The organism is Micromonospora sp. NPDC005215 (assembly GCF_040607915.1).
GTDB lineage: Bacteria > Actinomycetota > Actinomycetes > Mycobacteriales > Micromonosporaceae > Micromonospora.
Window position 1 is genome coordinate 126909 of the sequence record NZ_JBEXHQ010000013.1, and the last position, 15611, is coordinate 142519.

Consider the following 15611-nt stretch of genomic DNA (forward strand, 5'->3'; position numbering starts at 1 on the left):
CTGGCACAGCCAAGTCGGTGTGCGATTCCGCATGCCGTTGTCCCGCAGGGAGGTCAGCGCGATGAGCGGTGGTGACAAGCTCGACTTCGAGATCCGTCCGAATCCCGCACCGGTATCCGCCGCCGACCGGGCCGCCCTGCTGGTCAACCCCGGGTTCGGCCGCGTCTTCACCGACCACATGGTCACGCTGCGTTACGCCGACGGCAAGGGCTGGTACGACGCCCGAGTCGAGGCGCGCGCCCCGATCCCGATGGACCCGGCCAGTGCGGTGCTGCACTACGCGCAGGAGATCTTCGAGGGGCTGAAGGCGTACCGGACGGCCGACGGTGGCGTGACGATGTTCCGGCCGGACGCCAACGCCGCCCGCTTCGCCACGTCGGCGCAGCGGATGGCGATGCCGGTGCTGCCGCCCGAGGTGTTCGTCGACTCGCTGCGCAGGCTCATCGAGATCGACAGGGAGTGGATCCCCACCGACGAGCACGGCAGCCTCTACCTGCGGCCGTTCATGTTCGCCAGCGAGGTCTTCCTCGGGGTCCGCCCGGCCAACGAGTACCTCTACACGGTGATCGCCTCACCGGTCGGCGCGTACTTCACCGGTGGGGTCAAGCCGGTCACCGTCTGGGTCTCCCCGGACTACACCCGGGCAGCGCCCGGAGGCACCGGCGCGGCCAAGTGCGGTGGCAACTACGCCGCGTCGCTGGCGGCCCAGGCGGAGGCCATCGAGGCCGGCTGTGACCAGGTCGTCTTCCTGGACGCGGTGGAGCGCCGGTTCGTGGATGAGCTGGGCGGCATGAACGTCTTCTTCGTCTACGACGACAACTCGATCGTCACCCCGCCGCTGACCGGCACGATCCTGCCGGGCATCACCCGCGACGCCGTCCTCACGCTGGCCGGGGCCGCCGGCCACCGGGTCGAGGAGCGGCCGGTCAGCTTCGCCGACTGGCAGGCCGACGCGGCCAGCGGTCGACTCCGGGAGGTGTTCGCCTGTGGCACCGCCGCGGTGGTCACCCCGATCGGTGGGGTCCGCTTCCCGGACGGCGAGTTCCTGATCGGTGGTGGCGAGCCCGGCCGGGTCACCATGGGTCTCCGCGAGCAGTTGGTGGACATCCAGCGCGGCGGTGCGGCCGACCCGCACGGCTGGGTGCAGCGGGTCCTCTGACCTCCGTAACCGCGCCGGCCCGTCCACCCGGACGGGCCGGCACAGTCGGCCGTCGTGGTCGGCGCAGCCTCGGCGGGCTACGCCTCGGTGGGCTCGTCGAGCAGGTGGTCGCGCAGGGCGGCGAGCTGCTCGTCGGTCACCCCGGCGTGCCGCAGGTACGCCTCGATCGAGCCGTGCCCCTCGCGCAGCTCGTCGAGGAAGAGCTGCATCGCCTCGGCGGGCGAGGCCAGGAACGGCGCCGGCACGTCCACGCCCTCCGGGTTGATGGCGGCCAGCCAGGCACTGTACCGAGCCGACGCCTCGCTGCTGAGCGCATAGTCCGCAGTGATGTCCGCGTCGTCGACGCCGAGCACGGCGAGGGTCAGCGCACAGACGATGCCGGTGCGGTCCTTGCCGGCGACGCAGTGCACCACCACCGGGGCGTTGGCGGAGTCGGCGATCAGCCCGACCGCCTCGGCCAGCCCGCCGGTGCCGGTCTGGGCCAGGTCGGCGTACCGGTCCGCGAGGTAACGGGCCAGGCTGGCACCCTCCTCGTGCGGCACGCCCGACCAGTCGTCGTGCTCCGGGTGGATGTTGCGGTAGGTCAGTCCCTGATATGCCGGCACCCGCCCGTCCCGCTGCACCTCGCTGGGGCGGCGCAGGTCGATCACGGTGCGGATCCCGATCGCGGCGAACGCGTCCCGGTCCTGCTCGGTGAGGCGGTGCAGCGAGTCGGAACGGAAGAGCCGGCCCCGGCGTACGGGTCGGTCGCCGTGGCCGAGACAGCCACCGACGTCGCGGAAGTTGAAGGTGGCGGGCAGCGAGGTCTGGCGATTGTCGTCGATGGCATCCACGTTCACACGGTAACGGCCGGTGGGGCCACACCCCACCGGCCGTCGGGTCGAACAGTCACCGGGCCGTGCCCGGCGGGAGGGCGCCGTACGTCTCGTCGTAGTAGCCGCCCAGCTGATCCCGGTAGCTCGGGTCGCTGTGGCTGCTCTCGTCGTACTCCGGGGCGGCCTTGATCTGGTCCCGGGTGCGGTCGACGGAGACGGTGCGCTGGTCGTGGTCGACCTGGTTGACGGTGCCGGCCGGCAGCATCACCTTCTTGCCGAAGACCCAGGGGCCGGTGTCGACCACCAGGTAGCTGCCGCCCACCTCGTGGCTGGCGCTGTCGATCTTGCCGATTCCACCGTCGCTGGCCTCGACCTTGTAGCCGACCAGGTCAGCGTCGGCCACCCCGGCCTGGTCCCGGTACCGCCAGGGGTCGAACGTGCCGGCTGGCGCCCCCCCGGGCACGACGCCCTGGTCACCGCCGCGCAGCGGATCCGGCCCGGCGTGCGTGGCGTGCGGATCGATCCTGTCCATGCCGTTCACTCCTGACTGTCGCCGATCGTCTCGGCGTAGGCGGGTCCGTCGTCCCCGCAGGAGCTACCCGGCCGTCGGGGGCCGGAAACGGCGAGCGGCCGTGGGCCGCGGTGCGGCGACGGACCGAGGGTCGCGGGGATCGGCTCGGAACACCCTCCGTAGTGGTCCCGGCATGTGGATTGTGCTTCCCACATTCGGGAGGGGGTGGCAAAGTGGCGATCGTGACCAGCACCGTCCTGATTATTGCGACCTAGCGCGCCGGCTCTCCCCTCCGCCGAGCGCGCAGACCTCCCGCACCCGCGGGAGGTCTTTTTGTTGCTCCGAGAAAGGATCCTGATGACGTTCCAGGTCTTCGACACGACCTTGCGCGACGGCGCCCAGCGCGAGGGGCTCACCTACTCAGTGATCGACAAGTTGGCGGTGGCCCGGCTGCTCGACGAGTTCGGTGTCGGCTTCATCGAGGGCGGCTGGCCGGGCGCGGTGCCCAAGGACACCGAGTTCTTCCGTCGAGCGCGCACCGAGTTGGACCTGCGGAACGCCGTGCTCGTCGCGTTCGGCTCCACCCGCAAGGCCGGCGTCGCGGTCGCCGACGACCCCCAGGTGCGCGCCCTGCTGGACGCGCAGACCCCGGCGGTGGCGCTGGTCGCCAAGGCCGACACCCGGCACGTCGAGCGGGCGCTGCGCACCACCGGCGCGGAGAACCTGGCGATGATCCACGACACCGTCAGCCACCTCGTCCGGGAGGGTCGCCGGGTCTTCGTCGACGGCGAGCACTTCTTCGACGGCTACCGGCACGACCCCGCGTACGGCGCGGCCGTGGTGCAGACCGCGTTGGCCGCCGGCGCCGAGCGGATGGTGCTCTGCGACACCAACGGCGGCATGCTGCCGTCCCAGGTGACCGCCGTGATCGGTGATCTGACCGACAAGCTGGGGATCGACGCCGGCCTGCTCGGCATGCACGCCCAGAACGACACCTCCTGCGCGGTGGCCAACACCATCGCCGCCGTGGAGGCGGGCGTCCGCCACGTCCAGGGCACCGCCAACGGGTACGGCGAACGCCCCGGCAACGCCGACATCTTCGCGGTCGTCGCGAACCTTCAACTCAAGCTGGGCATGCCGGTTCTACCGGAGGGCTGCCTGGCGCAGATGGTGCGGGTCTCGCACGCCATCGCCGAGATCGCCAACATCGCCCCCGACACCCACCAGGCGTACGCCGGGGCCGCCGCCTTCGCCCACAAGGCAGGGCTGCACGCGAGTGCGATCAAGGTCGACCCGTTGCTCTACAACCACGTGGACCCGTCGGTGGTGGGCAACGACATGCGGATCCTGATCACCGAGATGGCCGGCCGGGCCAGTGTCGAGCTGAAGAGTCGTGAGCTCGGTCTGGACCTGGCCGGCAGTCCGGAGGCGCTGACCCGGGTCACCAAGCGGGTCAAGGAGTTGGAGGCTGGCGGCTGGTCCTTCGAGGCCGCGGACGCCTCCTTCGAGCTGCTGGTCCGCTCCGAGTTGCCGGAGGGCGGCCCGGCCCGACCGTTCACGCTGGAGTCGTACCGGGTGCTCGTCGAACACCGCGAGGACGGTTCGGTGGTCTCCGAGGCGACCGTCAAGATCCGGGTACGCGGGGAGCGGGTGATCGCCACCGCCGAGGGCAACGGCCCGGTCAACGCGCTCGACGAGGCGCTGCGGGTGGGGTTGGCCCGGCACTACCCGCAGCTGCGCAGCTTCGAGCTGGCCGACTACAAGGTGCGCATCCTGGAGGGCAGCCACGGCACCGGCGCGGTGACCCGGGTGCTGCTGGAGACCGCCGACGGCACCGGCCGCGACTGGACGACGGTCGGCGTCCACCCCAACGTGGTCGAGGCCAGCTGGCACGCCCTGATCGACGCCCTCACCTACGGTCTGGCCCCCGCCACGGTCTGACCCTTCCCCTGCCTTGGCGATCGTGTGCTTCGTGTTGGCGGTGCGCGGCTCAGGCGCCGGTCGGCGGGCGCGCGATCGTCAGGGGGAGGGGAGGGTCAGCGTGGCCAGGACGGGGCGGTGGTCGCTGCCGGGTAGGGCGAGCACCCGCACCGACTGGACCGCGACGCGCCGGTCGACAAGCACGTGGTCGATGGTGACCGGTGGGATGAGGTCACCGTCGTACGGGCCCCAGGTGCCGGTCAGCCCCTCGCCGGCGGCGTCGGCGGCGTCGACGTAGCCGGTGCGCAGCAGGGCACGCAGCGGGCTGTGGTCGAGGGTGGCGTTGAAGTCTCCGGCCAGGATCTGCAGGCCACCGTCCGGGGTGGCCGGGGGTTGGGCGGTCAGGTCGGCACGCCAAAAGCCGACCTGGTCCAGCGCGTACGGGGCCGAGGGGTGGGCCGACTCGACCCGTACCGGCGGTGCGCCGGGGATGGCCATCGTCCCGTACGCCTGGGTGAAGCCCCAGCCGTTGAGGTTGTGCCGGAGGCCGACGTCGGTGAGCGGCCACCGCGAGTAGAGCCCGGAGCCGGGCGTGCCGATTTCCGGGTTGAGCTGCCGGTGCGGCAGCAGCCGGTCGAGGCCGGCCTGGTCCAGGGCGGCCTGCGCCTCCGGCGTGAACTCCTGCACGGTGAGCACGTCCACCTGGTGCCGCCGGACCAGCTCGACAAGCGTCCGCGCGTCGCCGGAGCCGGCGAGCAGGTTGGCGGTGAGCAGCCGCACTGTCGGCCCGGCCGCTGCGGGCTGCGGGGCGGCCAGCGCTCGAGGTGCGACGACGCCGAGCAACGTCACAGCTGTCAGGGCCGCGACCGCCGCCGGCCACCAGCGCCGCAGGGCGAGTGCGAGGGCCAGGGGCAGCACGCTGAAGCCCGCGATGTACGGCGTGAAGGCGAGCGCCTGCACCAGCGGACCCCGGTCCAGGCCGAGCAGCCGGACGGCGGCCCAGAGGGCGGTCGGCGCGACCGTCAGCCAGCAGAGCACCGTGCCGAGCCGAGCGCTGCGGTACCACCGCGCTGCGGGAGTGGGAGTGGGCGGCCCGTCGACGATCATGACGGTGATCCTAGTGGGTCCGCCGAAACTGTTTCGTGAATGGCGACGCGTTCACCTTTCACAATTATCTGACGGCTGATTGACAACTCGATAAAGTGAGATCAACTATTGACGTCTGGCTTTTTCCGATGCTACGTTCCATCTGGCTTAAACGACGCAACTCTGAGTAGTAATCCCAGCTCAGAGGGGATGTAGATCGTTCAGAAATCAACCTCACCGGGTTGCCAGTGGGCTAGGTTTCCCGCACCCCAGTGTCGTCGTCCGCCTACTTATGGGCAGTCATCCGTCCCGCCCCGCGGGTCGGCCGAATTCGCACGGTCACACAAGGGGGACCTGTCATGGAAACATCTTTCCGACGCAAGGCGGCAGCGGTCACGTTCGCTGTCCTGGCGCTCACTCTGGCTGGCGGGGGGATCGCCATCGCCCAGCCGTCGGCGAAGGCGCCGCAGGCGGCCGTCAAGCCGGTCCGGGGCACGGACAGCCAGCCGCCGGTCACCGCCGAGTCCGCACGCTCGGCGAAGGCCGCGCTGAAGGCGGGCGGGGTCACCACGATGGCGGCCGCCAGCTGGTTCACCGTCGTCAACGCCAACGGCACCAAGGCGCGCGGCACCGGCACCGTGCTCAAGTACGGCACCGGCGAGTACGAGGTGCAGTTCGGCTACAACGTCTCGGCCGGTGCCTTCCTGGCCACCATCTCCCGAGCCGACTCCTGCTGCGTCCCGCCCGCCGGTGAGATTGCGGTCGCCCCGCGGCTGGGCACGCCCAACGCGGTCTTCATCCAGACCCGCAACTCGGCGGGAGCGCCGGCCGACCGGGGCTTCACCCTGCTCACCCACACACCCTGACCGAATCGACACCCGGCCCCCGCGCCTCCTGCGCGGGGGCCGCACGCTGCCCACTCGCCGCCGTCCGATCGGCCACCCGCAGCAGCCCGTGATCGAGTTGGTTTCCCGGAAGCCGCGGTGTCCTCGCCAATGTGACGCACCGATTCCCCGTCCCGTCGTGGCGGTCCTGGTCCCGCTGGCCGGTGCCGACACCGTTGAGGGCTCCTCGGCGGGCTCGCGCCGATCGTCACGCTTGCGTGCGACTCATCCCCGTTCGGGCCACTCCGGGCCGGTCCGGGCCGCACAATCCGACGTTTGCCGAGCCCCCGCCCCGGGAAGCAAGCACCGTGACGGACATCTCGGACACCCTGGCCAGCATGCCCACCTCGGTCGATCCCGAGCCGACCGGCGTCGAGCTGGAACAGACCCTCTTCGAGGTCAAACGCGTGATCGTCGGGCAGGATCGGCTCGTCCAACGCCTGCTCACCGCACTCATCGCCAACGGGCACTGCCTCCTGGAGGGCGTACCCGGGGTGGCCAAGACCCTGGCCGCGCAGACCCTCGCCACCGTCGTCGGCGGCACCTTCTCCCGAATCCAGTTCACCCCGGACCTGGTCCCCTCCGACATCGTCGGCACCCGGATCTACCGGGCCTCCAAGGAGACCTTCGACATCGAACTGGGCCCGATCATGGCCAACCTGGTGCTGGCCGACGAGATCAACCGCGCCCCGGCCAAGGTGCAGTCGGCGCTGCTGGAGGCGATGGCCGAACGGCAGGTCTCCATCGGGGGGCGCAGCTGGCCGGTCCCGGCACCGTTCCTGGTGCTGGCCACCCAGAATCCGATCGAGTCCGAGGGGGTCTACCAGCTCCCGGAGGCGCAGCGCGACCGGTTCCTGATGAAGGTGGTGGTCGACTACCCCAGCGACGCCGACGAACTGGCCATCCTCTACCGGATGAGCACCGACCGGCCGAGCCCGCGCCCGGTGCTCGACGCGCAACGACTGCGGGACCTCCAGGCCCACGCCGAGAAGGTCTTCGTCCACCACGCGCTGGCCGAGTACGTGGTGCGGCTGATCCTGGCCACCCGTGACCCAGGCCGCTTCGGGCTGCCGGAGATCGCCCCGATGTTGGCGTACGGGGCCAGCCCGCGGGCCACCCTGGGCCTGGTCGCCGCCGCTCGGGCCCAGGCCCTGCTGCGAGGGCGGGAGTACGTGCTGCCCGAGGACGTCCGTGAACTCGCCGTCGACGTCCTCGCCCACCGGCTGGTGCTCTCCTTCGACGCGGTGGCCGACGGGGTGTCGGCCGAGAGCCTGGTGCGGCGGCTGGTCGAGGCGGTGCCACCGCCCCGGCTGGCCAGCGGTCACCCACAGCAGACGCCGGACCTGGCGGCGGCATGAGACGAGCGAACGTCGCGCCGGCTGACCCGGGCCTCGCCGAGTTGGCCCCGGACCAGCGGGTACGTCGCCTGGAGCTGACCGTCACGCGCCGGCTCAACGGACTGCTGCACGGCCAGTACCGCGGCCTGCTGCCCGGACCCGGCAGTGAGCCCACCGGCAGCCGGGAGTACCGGCCGGGCGAGGACGAGGTCCGCCGGATGGACTGGGCGGTGACGGCCCGCACCGCAGTGCCGCACGTCCGTCAGGTCGACGCCGACCGGGAACTGACCACCTGGCTGCTTGTCGACGGCAGCGCCAGCATGGAGTTCGGCACCGCCGAGCTGGACAAGCGGGAGCTGGCGGTGGCAGCGGTCGCCGCGGTCGGCTTCCTGACCGCGGGCGTCGGCAACCGCCTCGGCGCCCAGGTGCTGCGTGCCGACGGGGTACGCCGCTTCCCGGCCCGCAGCGGACGTACCCATCTGCTCGCCCTGCTCCGCACGCTGCTCGCCGCCCCGCGCCCCACCCCGCCCGGCGACCGACCGGGGTGGGCGCCGGTGGGGCCGCCGGACCTGGCCGACGGGCTCGACGCGCTGCACCGGATCGCCAACCGCCGTGGTCTGGTCGTGGTGGTCTCCGACTTCCTCGACGGACTGCCCGACGACCCGGCCCAGCCAGCACCCTGGGAACGCACAGTGCGCCGGTTGGCCGCCCGGCACCAGGTGCTGGCGATCGAGGTCACCGACCCGCGTGAGCTGGAGCTACCGGACGTCGGGCTGATCACGCTCGTCGACCCGGAGACCGGCCGCCGCCGCGAGGTGTGCACATCGGACCGCAGGCTGCGCGAACGCTTCGCCGAGGCCGCCGCCGTCCAGCGCGATCAGATCCACCAGTCGTTGCGCCGCAGCGGCGCCACCCACCTGCCCCTGCGCACCGACGGGGACTGGAGCGCGGACATCGTCCGGCACGTGCACGCCCAACGTCGACTGGCCGCCGCGCCGGTCGGCCCAGCACGGGGAGGTGTCGCGTGACCTGGCAGTCGCCGCTGCGACTCTGGCTGCTGCTCGGCGTACTCGCCCTCGTCGGCGCGTACCTGCTGATGCAGCGCGGGCGCAGCCGGTACGCGGTCCGCTTCACCAATCTGCGGCTGCTGGACCGGGTGGCGCCGGAGCGGCCCGCCTGGCGTCGGCACGTACCGGCCGGGCTCTTCCTGGCCATGCTGGCCCTGCTTGTCGTCGGGTTCGCCCGCCCCAGCGCCGAGGTCCGGGTGCCCCGCGAGCGGGCCACGGTGATGGTGGCGGTGGACGTGTCCACGTCGATGCTCGCCACCGACGTGGAACCGGACCGGTTGGCCGCGGCGAAGCAGGCGGCCCGACGGTTCGTCGAGGGCCTGCCCGACGAGTTCAACGTGGGTCTCGTCGCGTTCGCCGGCAGCGCGGCCGTGCTGGTGCCGCCCGGCACCGACCGGGACGCCCTCGACGAGGGGATCGGCCGGCTCGCCGAGGGAATCACCGGCGTGCAGGGCACCGCGATCGGCGAGGCCATCAACACGTCCCTCGGCGCGGTCAAGAGCCTTGACAGCGCAGCCGCGAAGGAGACCCCACCGGCCCGGATCATCCTGCTCTCCGACGGCGCCAACACCTCCGGAATGGACCCGATGGAAGCCGCGGCGGAGGCGGTGGCGGCGGAGGTGCCGGTGCACGCCATCTCCTTCGGTACACCGTCCGGGTTCGTCGACCGCGGCGGCCGGCCCATCCAGGTGCCGGTCGACGGGCAGACCCTCAAGGCGGTCGCCGAGGAGACCGGCGGGATGTTCCACGAGGCCGGCACCACCGACGAGCTGCGGGCCGTCTACGACGACATCGGCAGCTCGGTCGGTTACCGCACCGAGCGGCAGGACGTCTCGGCTCGTTTCATCGGCCTCGGACTGGTGTTCGCGATGGGCGCCGCCGCCGGCTCCATGCGCTGGTTCTCCCGCCTGCCCTGACCGCCGCGCACCACCGCCGTCGACCGTGAGGAGTACGCATGGCAGTACAGACCGGACTGGGCGAACCGCGTGGTCCCTGGTTCATCTCACCGGACCTCGACCCGGACGGGCGCGGGTGGTGGGACACACCCGAGCGTGACCCGGGCGGGCGCAGGCCACGACGGCTGCTCGCCGCGCTGGCCGTGGTGGCGCTCTCCGCCGTCTCGGGCGCCGTCGCCGGTGGCGTGGTGGCCGCCCGGGACGGGGGTACCGGCCCGGCTGCGGCGTCCGCCGCCCCGGTGCCGGCCGAACTGGTCACCGCGGCCGAGCGGACCGTACCCGGGGTGGTGTCGGTGCTGGCCGGCGGCGCGTCGGCCGGGTCCGCGACCGGCTCGGGCTTCGCCGTGGACGACCAGCAGCACCTGATCACCAACGATCACATCCTGGCCAAGGGGGGTGGCGGGCCGGTGACCGTCGAGCTGCCCGACGGCCGCCGGTTCGCCGCCGACGTGGTGGGCCGGGAGCCCCGCAGCGACCTGGCGGTGCTGAAGGTGCCGGCAGCGGCCGGTCTCACCCCGTTGCCCCTGGCCAAGCCGGGCGCGACCCGGGTCGGCGAGCCGGTGCTCGCGGTGGGCTCGCCCCTCGGGCTGGCCGGAACGGTCACCGCCGGCATCGTCAGCGCGTTGGACCGCGAGGTGCGGCTGGGCAACAACCGGCACCGCGCGGTGCAGACCGACGCGTCCATCAACCCCGGCAACTCGGGTGGGCCACTTGTCAACGCCCGTGGCGAGGTGGTCGGCGTGAACACCGCCATCGCCACCATCGACGGGAACGGTTCGATCGGCATCGGGTTCGCCATCCCGATCGACCAGGTGCAGCAGACCGCCGACACGATCATCGGCAAGGGTGGCTGACCTGCGCCGACAGCCGACAGCGCGGCCAGTGTCAGATATCCGGCGGGACGGCATCGGACCATGGAAATATGACTGTCGGTATGGATACTGGCGGAGGTGGAGCGTCCTCTTCTCTCGGTCCTCCTGCTGGTGGGCCTGGTCATCGGATGTGCAGTGGGGTCGGCGTACGCCCGGGCACGACGCGGGTGGAACGACTACCAGACGGTCCGGAAGTCGGTGCCGGGCGCCCGTCGAGGCGCCTGGTCGCTGATCCGTGGCGTCGCCGTGAAGGCCGGGGTGATCGCGCTGCTGCTCTTCGGCGCGGTGGCATACGCGGCGGTCGGCTCCGACGAGGAAACCGCCGGGCCGGCGCCCAGTCAGTCCCCGACGCAGAGCAAGACCCCGCACCGATGACCCCCGGGCGGTCGTCGCGGGTTAGCCTCGGGGCGTGGACGACGGACTGCGGGTGACCGATCGGTGGATCGTTCCCGCCGGGGAGCTGCGGGAGCGCTTCTCCCGCTCGTCGGGGCCGGGTGGGCAGGGTGTGAACACCGCCGACTCCCGGGTCGAGCTGAGCTACGACCTGGCCAACTCCCCGGCCGTGCCCGAGTGGCTGCGGTCGCGGGCCCTGGCCCGGCTGGCCAACCGCCTGGTCGACGGGGTGCTGACGATCGCCGCCAGCGAGCACCGGGCCCAGCTGGCCAACCGGGAGGCGGCCCGGGAACGCATGACCGCGCTGCTGCGGGAGGCCGCCGCACCCCCACCGCCGCCCCGCCGGGCGACCCGCCCGTCCCGTGGGGCCAAGGAGCGCAGACTGGCCGAGAAGAAGCGCCAGTCCCAGCGCAAACGGGACCGCCGCGCCGACGGCGAGTAGGACGGCCCGGTCGACTCAGGCCGGGACGGCGGTGAGCAGCCGGTCGCGCAGCACAGCGGCCCGGTCGGCGAACGCGCGCTGCGCCGCCGCGTACTCCGCCCGACCGTCCGGAGTCTCCACCCGCACCGGCGGAAAGCCCAGTGCCGCCAGGTCGTACGGGCTGGCCCGCATGTCCAGCGTGCGGATCTCCCGGGCCAGCTCGAACGTGTCGGCCACCAGCTCCGACCCGATCAGCGGGGACAACTTGTACGCCCACTTGTACAGGTCCATGTTGGCGTGCAGGCAGCCCGGCTGCTCGAGCGCGTGCTGCGACTCCCGGGTCGGGGTGAGCAGGTTCAACGGCCGGGCCGGCGGTGTGAAGAACCGGAACGCGTCGAAGTGGCTGCACCGCACGCCCCGCTCCTCGACGACGGCGGCGGTCCGCTCCGGGCTCAGCCGCAGCGGCCAGGTGTTGTGCCGCAGCTCCTCCCGGGTCTGCCGGTAGACCATCGCCCACTCGTGCATCCCGAAGCAGCCGAAGTGCGGTGCCCGGCCGGCGGTGGCGGCCAGCAGGGAGCGGATCCAGGCGATCGATTCGCCGCGCCGCGCGCGTACCGCATCGGTGTCGAGGGTGACCCCGGCGGTGGTGGCGCGGTAGTCCCGACCGAACTCGCCCGGATCGGCGCCGCGCAGCTCGACCCCGGCACCCGGGTGCCAGCGGCGGAGCTGGGCCGGGCGGTGCGAGTAGTAGGTGAACAGGAAGTCGGCCACCGGATGCCGCTCACCGCGCCGCCGGCGGGCCAGGTGCGGGGTCAACCAGACGTCCACCCGCTCCTCGTGGGCGCGCCGGCGGTCCTGCCACTGCGCCACGTCGAGCACGGCGGGGGCGAGGGCGGCGGTCACGCACCCCAGGGTACGACCGCCGCCCGCGCACCCGGTCAGGGCATGTGCACCCGCACACCGGCGGAGAACACCCCGCTGCGCAGCTCCAGCTGCTGCGGCGGGTCCCGCCCGTCGACGGTGAAGACCAGCGGCAGCACCATCCGACTGCCCGCGGCCATCGGGTCGGCGAAGATGTCCCGACCCAGGTTGGCCGCCCGGGTGGCCGACTCGTCGGTGCTCACCCAGCGCCCGCCGGGCAGGTACGCCCGTTGCAGTTGGCCGTGCCAGGGTTGGTGGTCGCCGGTGACGTTGCGCACACCCACTGTGGCCTGGCAGCTTCGGCCGTCGGCCTTTCCGGCGGTGCCGGGCGCTCCGCAGGACATCCGGTACACGGTGAACTCGAACGCCGACTCGCGAAGTGGCACCCCCACCGGTCCGGTGACCCCGGTGCCCATCCACGCGCCGCTGGTGGGCTGCTTCTGCGTGTCGATCGCCGACACCTGCCGAGTCGCCGTCCAGCCCGCGGTGCCGACGACGCCGGCGAGTACCGCCACGGCCGCACCCACCAACAACCAGACCGGCGGGGTACGCCGACGCCGCGTCGCAGTCGGGGCGGCCGGGCGCGGATAGATCGTTCCGCGACCACCGTCGGGTCCGCTCCTGCTGGCCAGTGCGGAGGCCGTGACCCGGCCCGCGCGCCGGCGCCGCCACACCCACACCAGGGCGACGCTGATCAGCAGCAGGACCGCCAATCCGGCGAGCAGCACCGGGTACCGACGCCAGGGCGGTGCCTCGGTGACCTCGGCCGCGGGTGCCGCCGCTGCCTTCCAGGTGGCCGTGGCGCAGTCGTACGGCCGGGTTCCGTCACTGGTGAACGCACAGGCCGGCGCGGTCAGCGGCTGACCGGGCGCGGTCGCGGCGAGCGCGGTGCCCAGCGTGGTGCTGCTGTGCGCCGGCAGTCTCAACCGCCAGGTCACCTCGGTGGTGGACCCGCCAGCCCGGGTGGACCGGCCGCCGGCGCTGATCGCGGTCGGCGACGACCCGGGCGGCAACTCCTGCCGCACTGTCGTGTCCACCGGGGCGTTGCCCACGTTGCGCACCTGGATCCGGTACCTCGGCGCGGGGCTGCTCTCCGGCGCGATCGCCACCGTGACCTGCTGCGGGGGCGCCGACGCCGGTGCCCGGGACGGCGGCGCCACCGCCGGTGGCGCCGACGGCGGGGTGGGTTCGACGGACAGCCGCGCGGCCACCGCGACCGGTGGGTGGGTGGTCTGCCCCGGCGTGGCCGTCGGCACCCCGGTCGGCGCGGCGCTCGGTCGAGTCACGCCGCCCGGTGGTCGCGGTGTGACCTCCGGCGGTCGGGCTGTCGCGGTCGGTGGTCGCGAGGTGGCCTCCGGCGGCCGGGCTGTCGCGGCCGGTGGCCGCGAGGTGGCCTCCGGCGGCCGGGCTGTCGCGGCCGGCGGTCTCGGCGCGGCCGACGCCTCCGGAGCCGCCGCCGGCAGGGCCGGCACGGCGGCGAGGATGCCGAGGCAGTGTACGAACACTGCGAGGGCTCTGTGGTGTCGTGTCGATGCAGGCATACGAACGAACCTCCGGAGCCGACGCTAGGGGCGAGCCGCCTCCGTGCGGGTACGAAGTCGGGAACCCCACCCCGGTCACCTCCAGCTCCGGTAGGGTGCCGCGCGCTGACGGGTTGCGCACACCCGACGGCCGGTCCTGGCCGGTGGCGGGGTCGGCGGGGCTAGATTGGCGGGGTGCGTATCGCTCGTTTCGCCCATGCCAAGGGAATGTCGTTCGGAGCCGTCGAAGGCGAACCGGAGGCCGGGCCGCAGGGCCTGACCATCGCCGAGATCGAAGGCCACCCGTTCGGCAAACTCTCCTTCAGTGGGGCCCGCTGGGCCCTCTCCGACGTCCGACTGCTCTCGCCGATCCTGCCCAGCAAGGTCGTCTGCGTCGGTCGCAACTACGCCGACCACGCCGCCGAACTCGGCAACGACGTGCCCAAGGAGCCGCTGCTCTTCCTCAAGCCGTCCACCTCGGTGATCGGCCCCCGGGACGCCATCCGGCTGCCGATCTTCTCGAAGCAGGTCGAGCACGAGGCGGAGCTGGCGGTCGTGATCGGGGCGCCGGGCGCGCGCCGCGCCGACCGGGCCGCCGCCGAACGCGCCATCTTCGGTTACACCTGCGCCAACGACGTCACCGCCCGGGACCTCCAGCGATCCGACGGGCAGTGGACCCGGGCCAAGGGTTTCGACTCCTTCTGCCCGATCGGCCCGTGGATCACCACCGGTCTGGACGTCTCGGACCTGGAGATCCGGTGTGAGGTCGGTCGCAATCCGGAGGAGATGGAGGTACGCCAGCTCGGCCGCACGAAGGACATGGTCTTCGACGTGGCCGGCCTGGTGTCGTACATCTCGCACGTGATGACTCTGCTGCCCGGCGACGTCGTTCTCACCGGCACTCCGGCCGGGGTTAGCCCGCTCGTCGAGGGGGATACGGTCACGGTGCGGATCGAGGGCATCGGCGAGCTCACCAACCCGGTGGTGCCCGTCGCCTGATCCGTCGGATGCCCCCGTTTCCGCAGCTCACAGGCGTTTCGGGGGGATCCGATTTGGCCTGCCGGCACCGGGAGGGTAAAGTTCACTCCCGGCGCCTCAAGGGGCCAATGGGGTATGGGGTAATTGGCAGCCCGACTGATTCTGGTTCAGTTAGTCTAGGTTCGAGTCCTGGTACCCCAGCGCTACCGGAAATCGCGAGAATTCCGGACGCTGGATTCTGACGGAGTTCCTCTCCGCCCCTCCGGGGGCGGAGAGTGACCTCGGTAGAGTGCAGCTCCTCCGCCCGCCAGGGTGGGGGAGCGAGTAGTAGTTCTGGCCCCGTCGTCTAGTGGCCCAGGACGCCGCCCTCTCAAGGCGGTAGCGCCGGTTCGAATCCGGTCGGGGCTACATCGTGCACAGCCCGTCTCACCAGGTGAGGCGGGCTGTTTCGTGTCAGCGCGGCCCCGCTGAGGCCTCCGTACCCCCCGATCATGTCGACCGACGGTGCCGCTAGACTACAGCCGCACCGCCCGCGAAGGCGGTGAACGGAAAAGTCTTGGCCCCGTCGTCTAGTGGCCCAGGACGCCGCCCTCTCAAGGCGGTAGCGCCGGTTCGAATCCGGTCGGGGCTACAACCAAAGGCTCGTCCCGCTTCGCGGGGCGAGCCTTTCCCATACCCGCTCCCGGCTCTCCGCGCCCGGCTCTCCGCGCCCGGCTCTCCGCGCCCGGCTCTCCGCGCCCGGCTCTCCGCGCCCGGCTCTCCGCGCCCGGC

Annotated in this window: 15 protein-coding genes and 3 tRNA genes; 13 read left to right on the forward strand and 5 right to left on the reverse strand. The window is 72.3% G+C overall.

The features are described from left to right. Window positions 1-61 precede the first annotated feature (61 nt). Window positions 62-1159 carry a branched-chain amino acid aminotransferase gene (locus ABZU25_RS13180; protein ID WP_355029562.1) on the forward strand — a complete coding sequence of 366 codons (1098 nt, stop codon included), beginning with the start codon at window positions 62-64 and terminating at the stop codon, window positions 1157-1159. Between the two features lie 77 nt (window positions 1160-1236). Here the strand turns inward: ABZU25_RS13180 and ABZU25_RS13185 are convergent, their stop codons facing one another. After that, window positions 1237-2028 carry a tyrosine-protein phosphatase gene (locus ABZU25_RS13185; RefSeq protein ID WP_355029563.1) on the reverse strand — a complete coding sequence of 264 codons (792 nt, stop codon included), beginning with the start codon at window positions 2026-2028 and terminating at the stop codon, window positions 1237-1239. Between the two features lie 19 nt (window positions 2029-2047). Continuing rightward, window positions 2048-2506, reverse strand: coding sequence for a PRC-barrel domain containing protein (locus ABZU25_RS13190; RefSeq protein ID WP_355029564.1), 459 nt, complete (start codon window positions 2504-2506; stop codon window positions 2048-2050). A gap of 336 nt (window positions 2507-2842) precedes the next feature. Between ABZU25_RS13190 and cimA the strand changes: the two genes are divergently transcribed. Beyond that, window positions 2843-4426 carry a citramalate synthase gene (cimA, locus tag ABZU25_RS13195; protein WP_355029565.1) on the forward strand — a complete coding sequence of 528 codons (1584 nt, stop codon included), beginning with the start codon at window positions 2843-2845 and terminating at the stop codon, window positions 4424-4426. A gap of 78 nt (window positions 4427-4504) precedes the next feature. On the opposite strand, the gene ABZU25_RS13200 is transcribed toward cimA, so the two are convergent. After that, window positions 4505-5443: an endonuclease/exonuclease/phosphatase family protein gene (locus ABZU25_RS13200; RefSeq protein ID WP_355029578.1), complete on the reverse strand. Its 939-nt coding sequence runs from the start codon at window positions 5441-5443 to the stop codon at window positions 4505-4507. A 407-nt stretch (window positions 5444-5850) separates the two neighbouring features. Between ABZU25_RS13200 and ABZU25_RS13205 the strand changes: the two genes are divergently transcribed. From ABZU25_RS13205 to arfB, 7 genes are all read left to right on the forward strand, one after another. Beyond that, the gene (locus ABZU25_RS13205) at window positions 5851-6357 is read left to right on the forward strand and encodes a hypothetical protein (protein WP_355029566.1); all 507 of its coding nucleotides are present in this window, start codon (window positions 5851-5853) and stop codon (window positions 6355-6357) included. Window positions 6358-6683: 326 nt separating this feature from the next. Further along, window positions 6684-7733 (forward strand): MoxR family ATPase, encoded by a 1050-nt coding sequence (locus ABZU25_RS13210; protein WP_355029567.1) that lies wholly within the window; start codon window positions 6684-6686, stop codon window positions 7731-7733. Next, window positions 7730-8740 (forward strand): DUF58 domain-containing protein, encoded by a 1011-nt coding sequence (locus tag ABZU25_RS13215; RefSeq protein WP_355029568.1) that lies wholly within the window; start codon window positions 7730-7732, stop codon window positions 8738-8740. The genes ABZU25_RS13210 and ABZU25_RS13215 overlap by 4 nt, the downstream gene beginning before the upstream one ends. Continuing rightward, on the forward strand, window positions 8737-9696 hold the full coding sequence (locus ABZU25_RS13220; protein WP_355029569.1) for a VWA domain-containing protein: 960 nt from the start codon (window positions 8737-8739) through the stop codon (window positions 9694-9696). Before ABZU25_RS13215 ends, ABZU25_RS13220 begins: the two co-directional genes overlap by 4 nt. Before the next feature lie 38 nt (window positions 9697-9734). Further along, window positions 9735-10589 carry a trypsin-like peptidase domain-containing protein gene (locus ABZU25_RS13225; protein ID WP_355029570.1) on the forward strand — a complete coding sequence of 285 codons (855 nt, stop codon included), beginning with the start codon at window positions 9735-9737 and terminating at the stop codon, window positions 10587-10589. A gap of 96 nt (window positions 10590-10685) precedes the next feature. Beyond that, complete coding sequence (locus ABZU25_RS13230) at window positions 10686-10982, forward strand: hypothetical protein (RefSeq protein ID WP_355029571.1); 297 nt, start codon at window positions 10686-10688, stop codon at window positions 10980-10982. A gap of 34 nt (window positions 10983-11016) precedes the next feature. Next, window positions 11017-11442: an alternative ribosome rescue aminoacyl-tRNA hydrolase ArfB gene (arfB, locus tag ABZU25_RS13235; protein WP_355029572.1), complete on the forward strand. Its 426-nt coding sequence runs from the start codon at window positions 11017-11019 to the stop codon at window positions 11440-11442. A gap of 15 nt (window positions 11443-11457) precedes the next feature. Here the strand turns inward: arfB and ABZU25_RS13240 are convergent, their stop codons facing one another. Together ABZU25_RS13240 and ABZU25_RS13245 are read right to left on the reverse strand one after the other, a co-directional pair. Further along, entirely contained in the window at window positions 11458-12324 is an 867-nt protein-coding gene (locus tag ABZU25_RS13240) for a 3-methyladenine DNA glycosylase (RefSeq protein WP_355029573.1), read from the reverse strand. Window positions 12325-12359: 35 nt separating this feature from the next. After that, window positions 12360-13628 carry a hypothetical protein gene (locus ABZU25_RS13245; RefSeq protein ID WP_355029574.1) on the reverse strand — a complete coding sequence of 423 codons (1269 nt, stop codon included), beginning with the start codon at window positions 13626-13628 and terminating at the stop codon, window positions 12360-12362. A gap of 429 nt (window positions 13629-14057) precedes the next feature. Between ABZU25_RS13245 and ABZU25_RS13250 the strand changes: the two genes are divergently transcribed. The 4 genes from ABZU25_RS13250 to ABZU25_RS13265 all read left to right on the forward strand — a co-directional run bounded on the left by ABZU25_RS13250 (window position 14058) and on the right by ABZU25_RS13265 (window position 15471). Beyond that, entirely contained in the window at window positions 14058-14861 is an 804-nt protein-coding gene (locus tag ABZU25_RS13250; RefSeq protein ID WP_110562480.1) for a fumarylacetoacetate hydrolase family protein, read from the forward strand. 108 nt (window positions 14862-14969) lie between these two features. Further along, window positions 14970-15041, forward strand: a tRNA-Gln gene (locus tag ABZU25_RS13255). 134 nt (window positions 15042-15175) lie between these two features. Continuing rightward, window positions 15176-15248, forward strand: a tRNA-Glu gene (locus ABZU25_RS13260). A 150-nt stretch (window positions 15249-15398) separates the two neighbouring features. Beyond that, window positions 15399-15471: transfer RNA gene (locus tag ABZU25_RS13265), tRNA-Glu, on the forward strand. The last annotated feature ends 140 nt before the right edge of the window (window positions 15472-15611 follow it).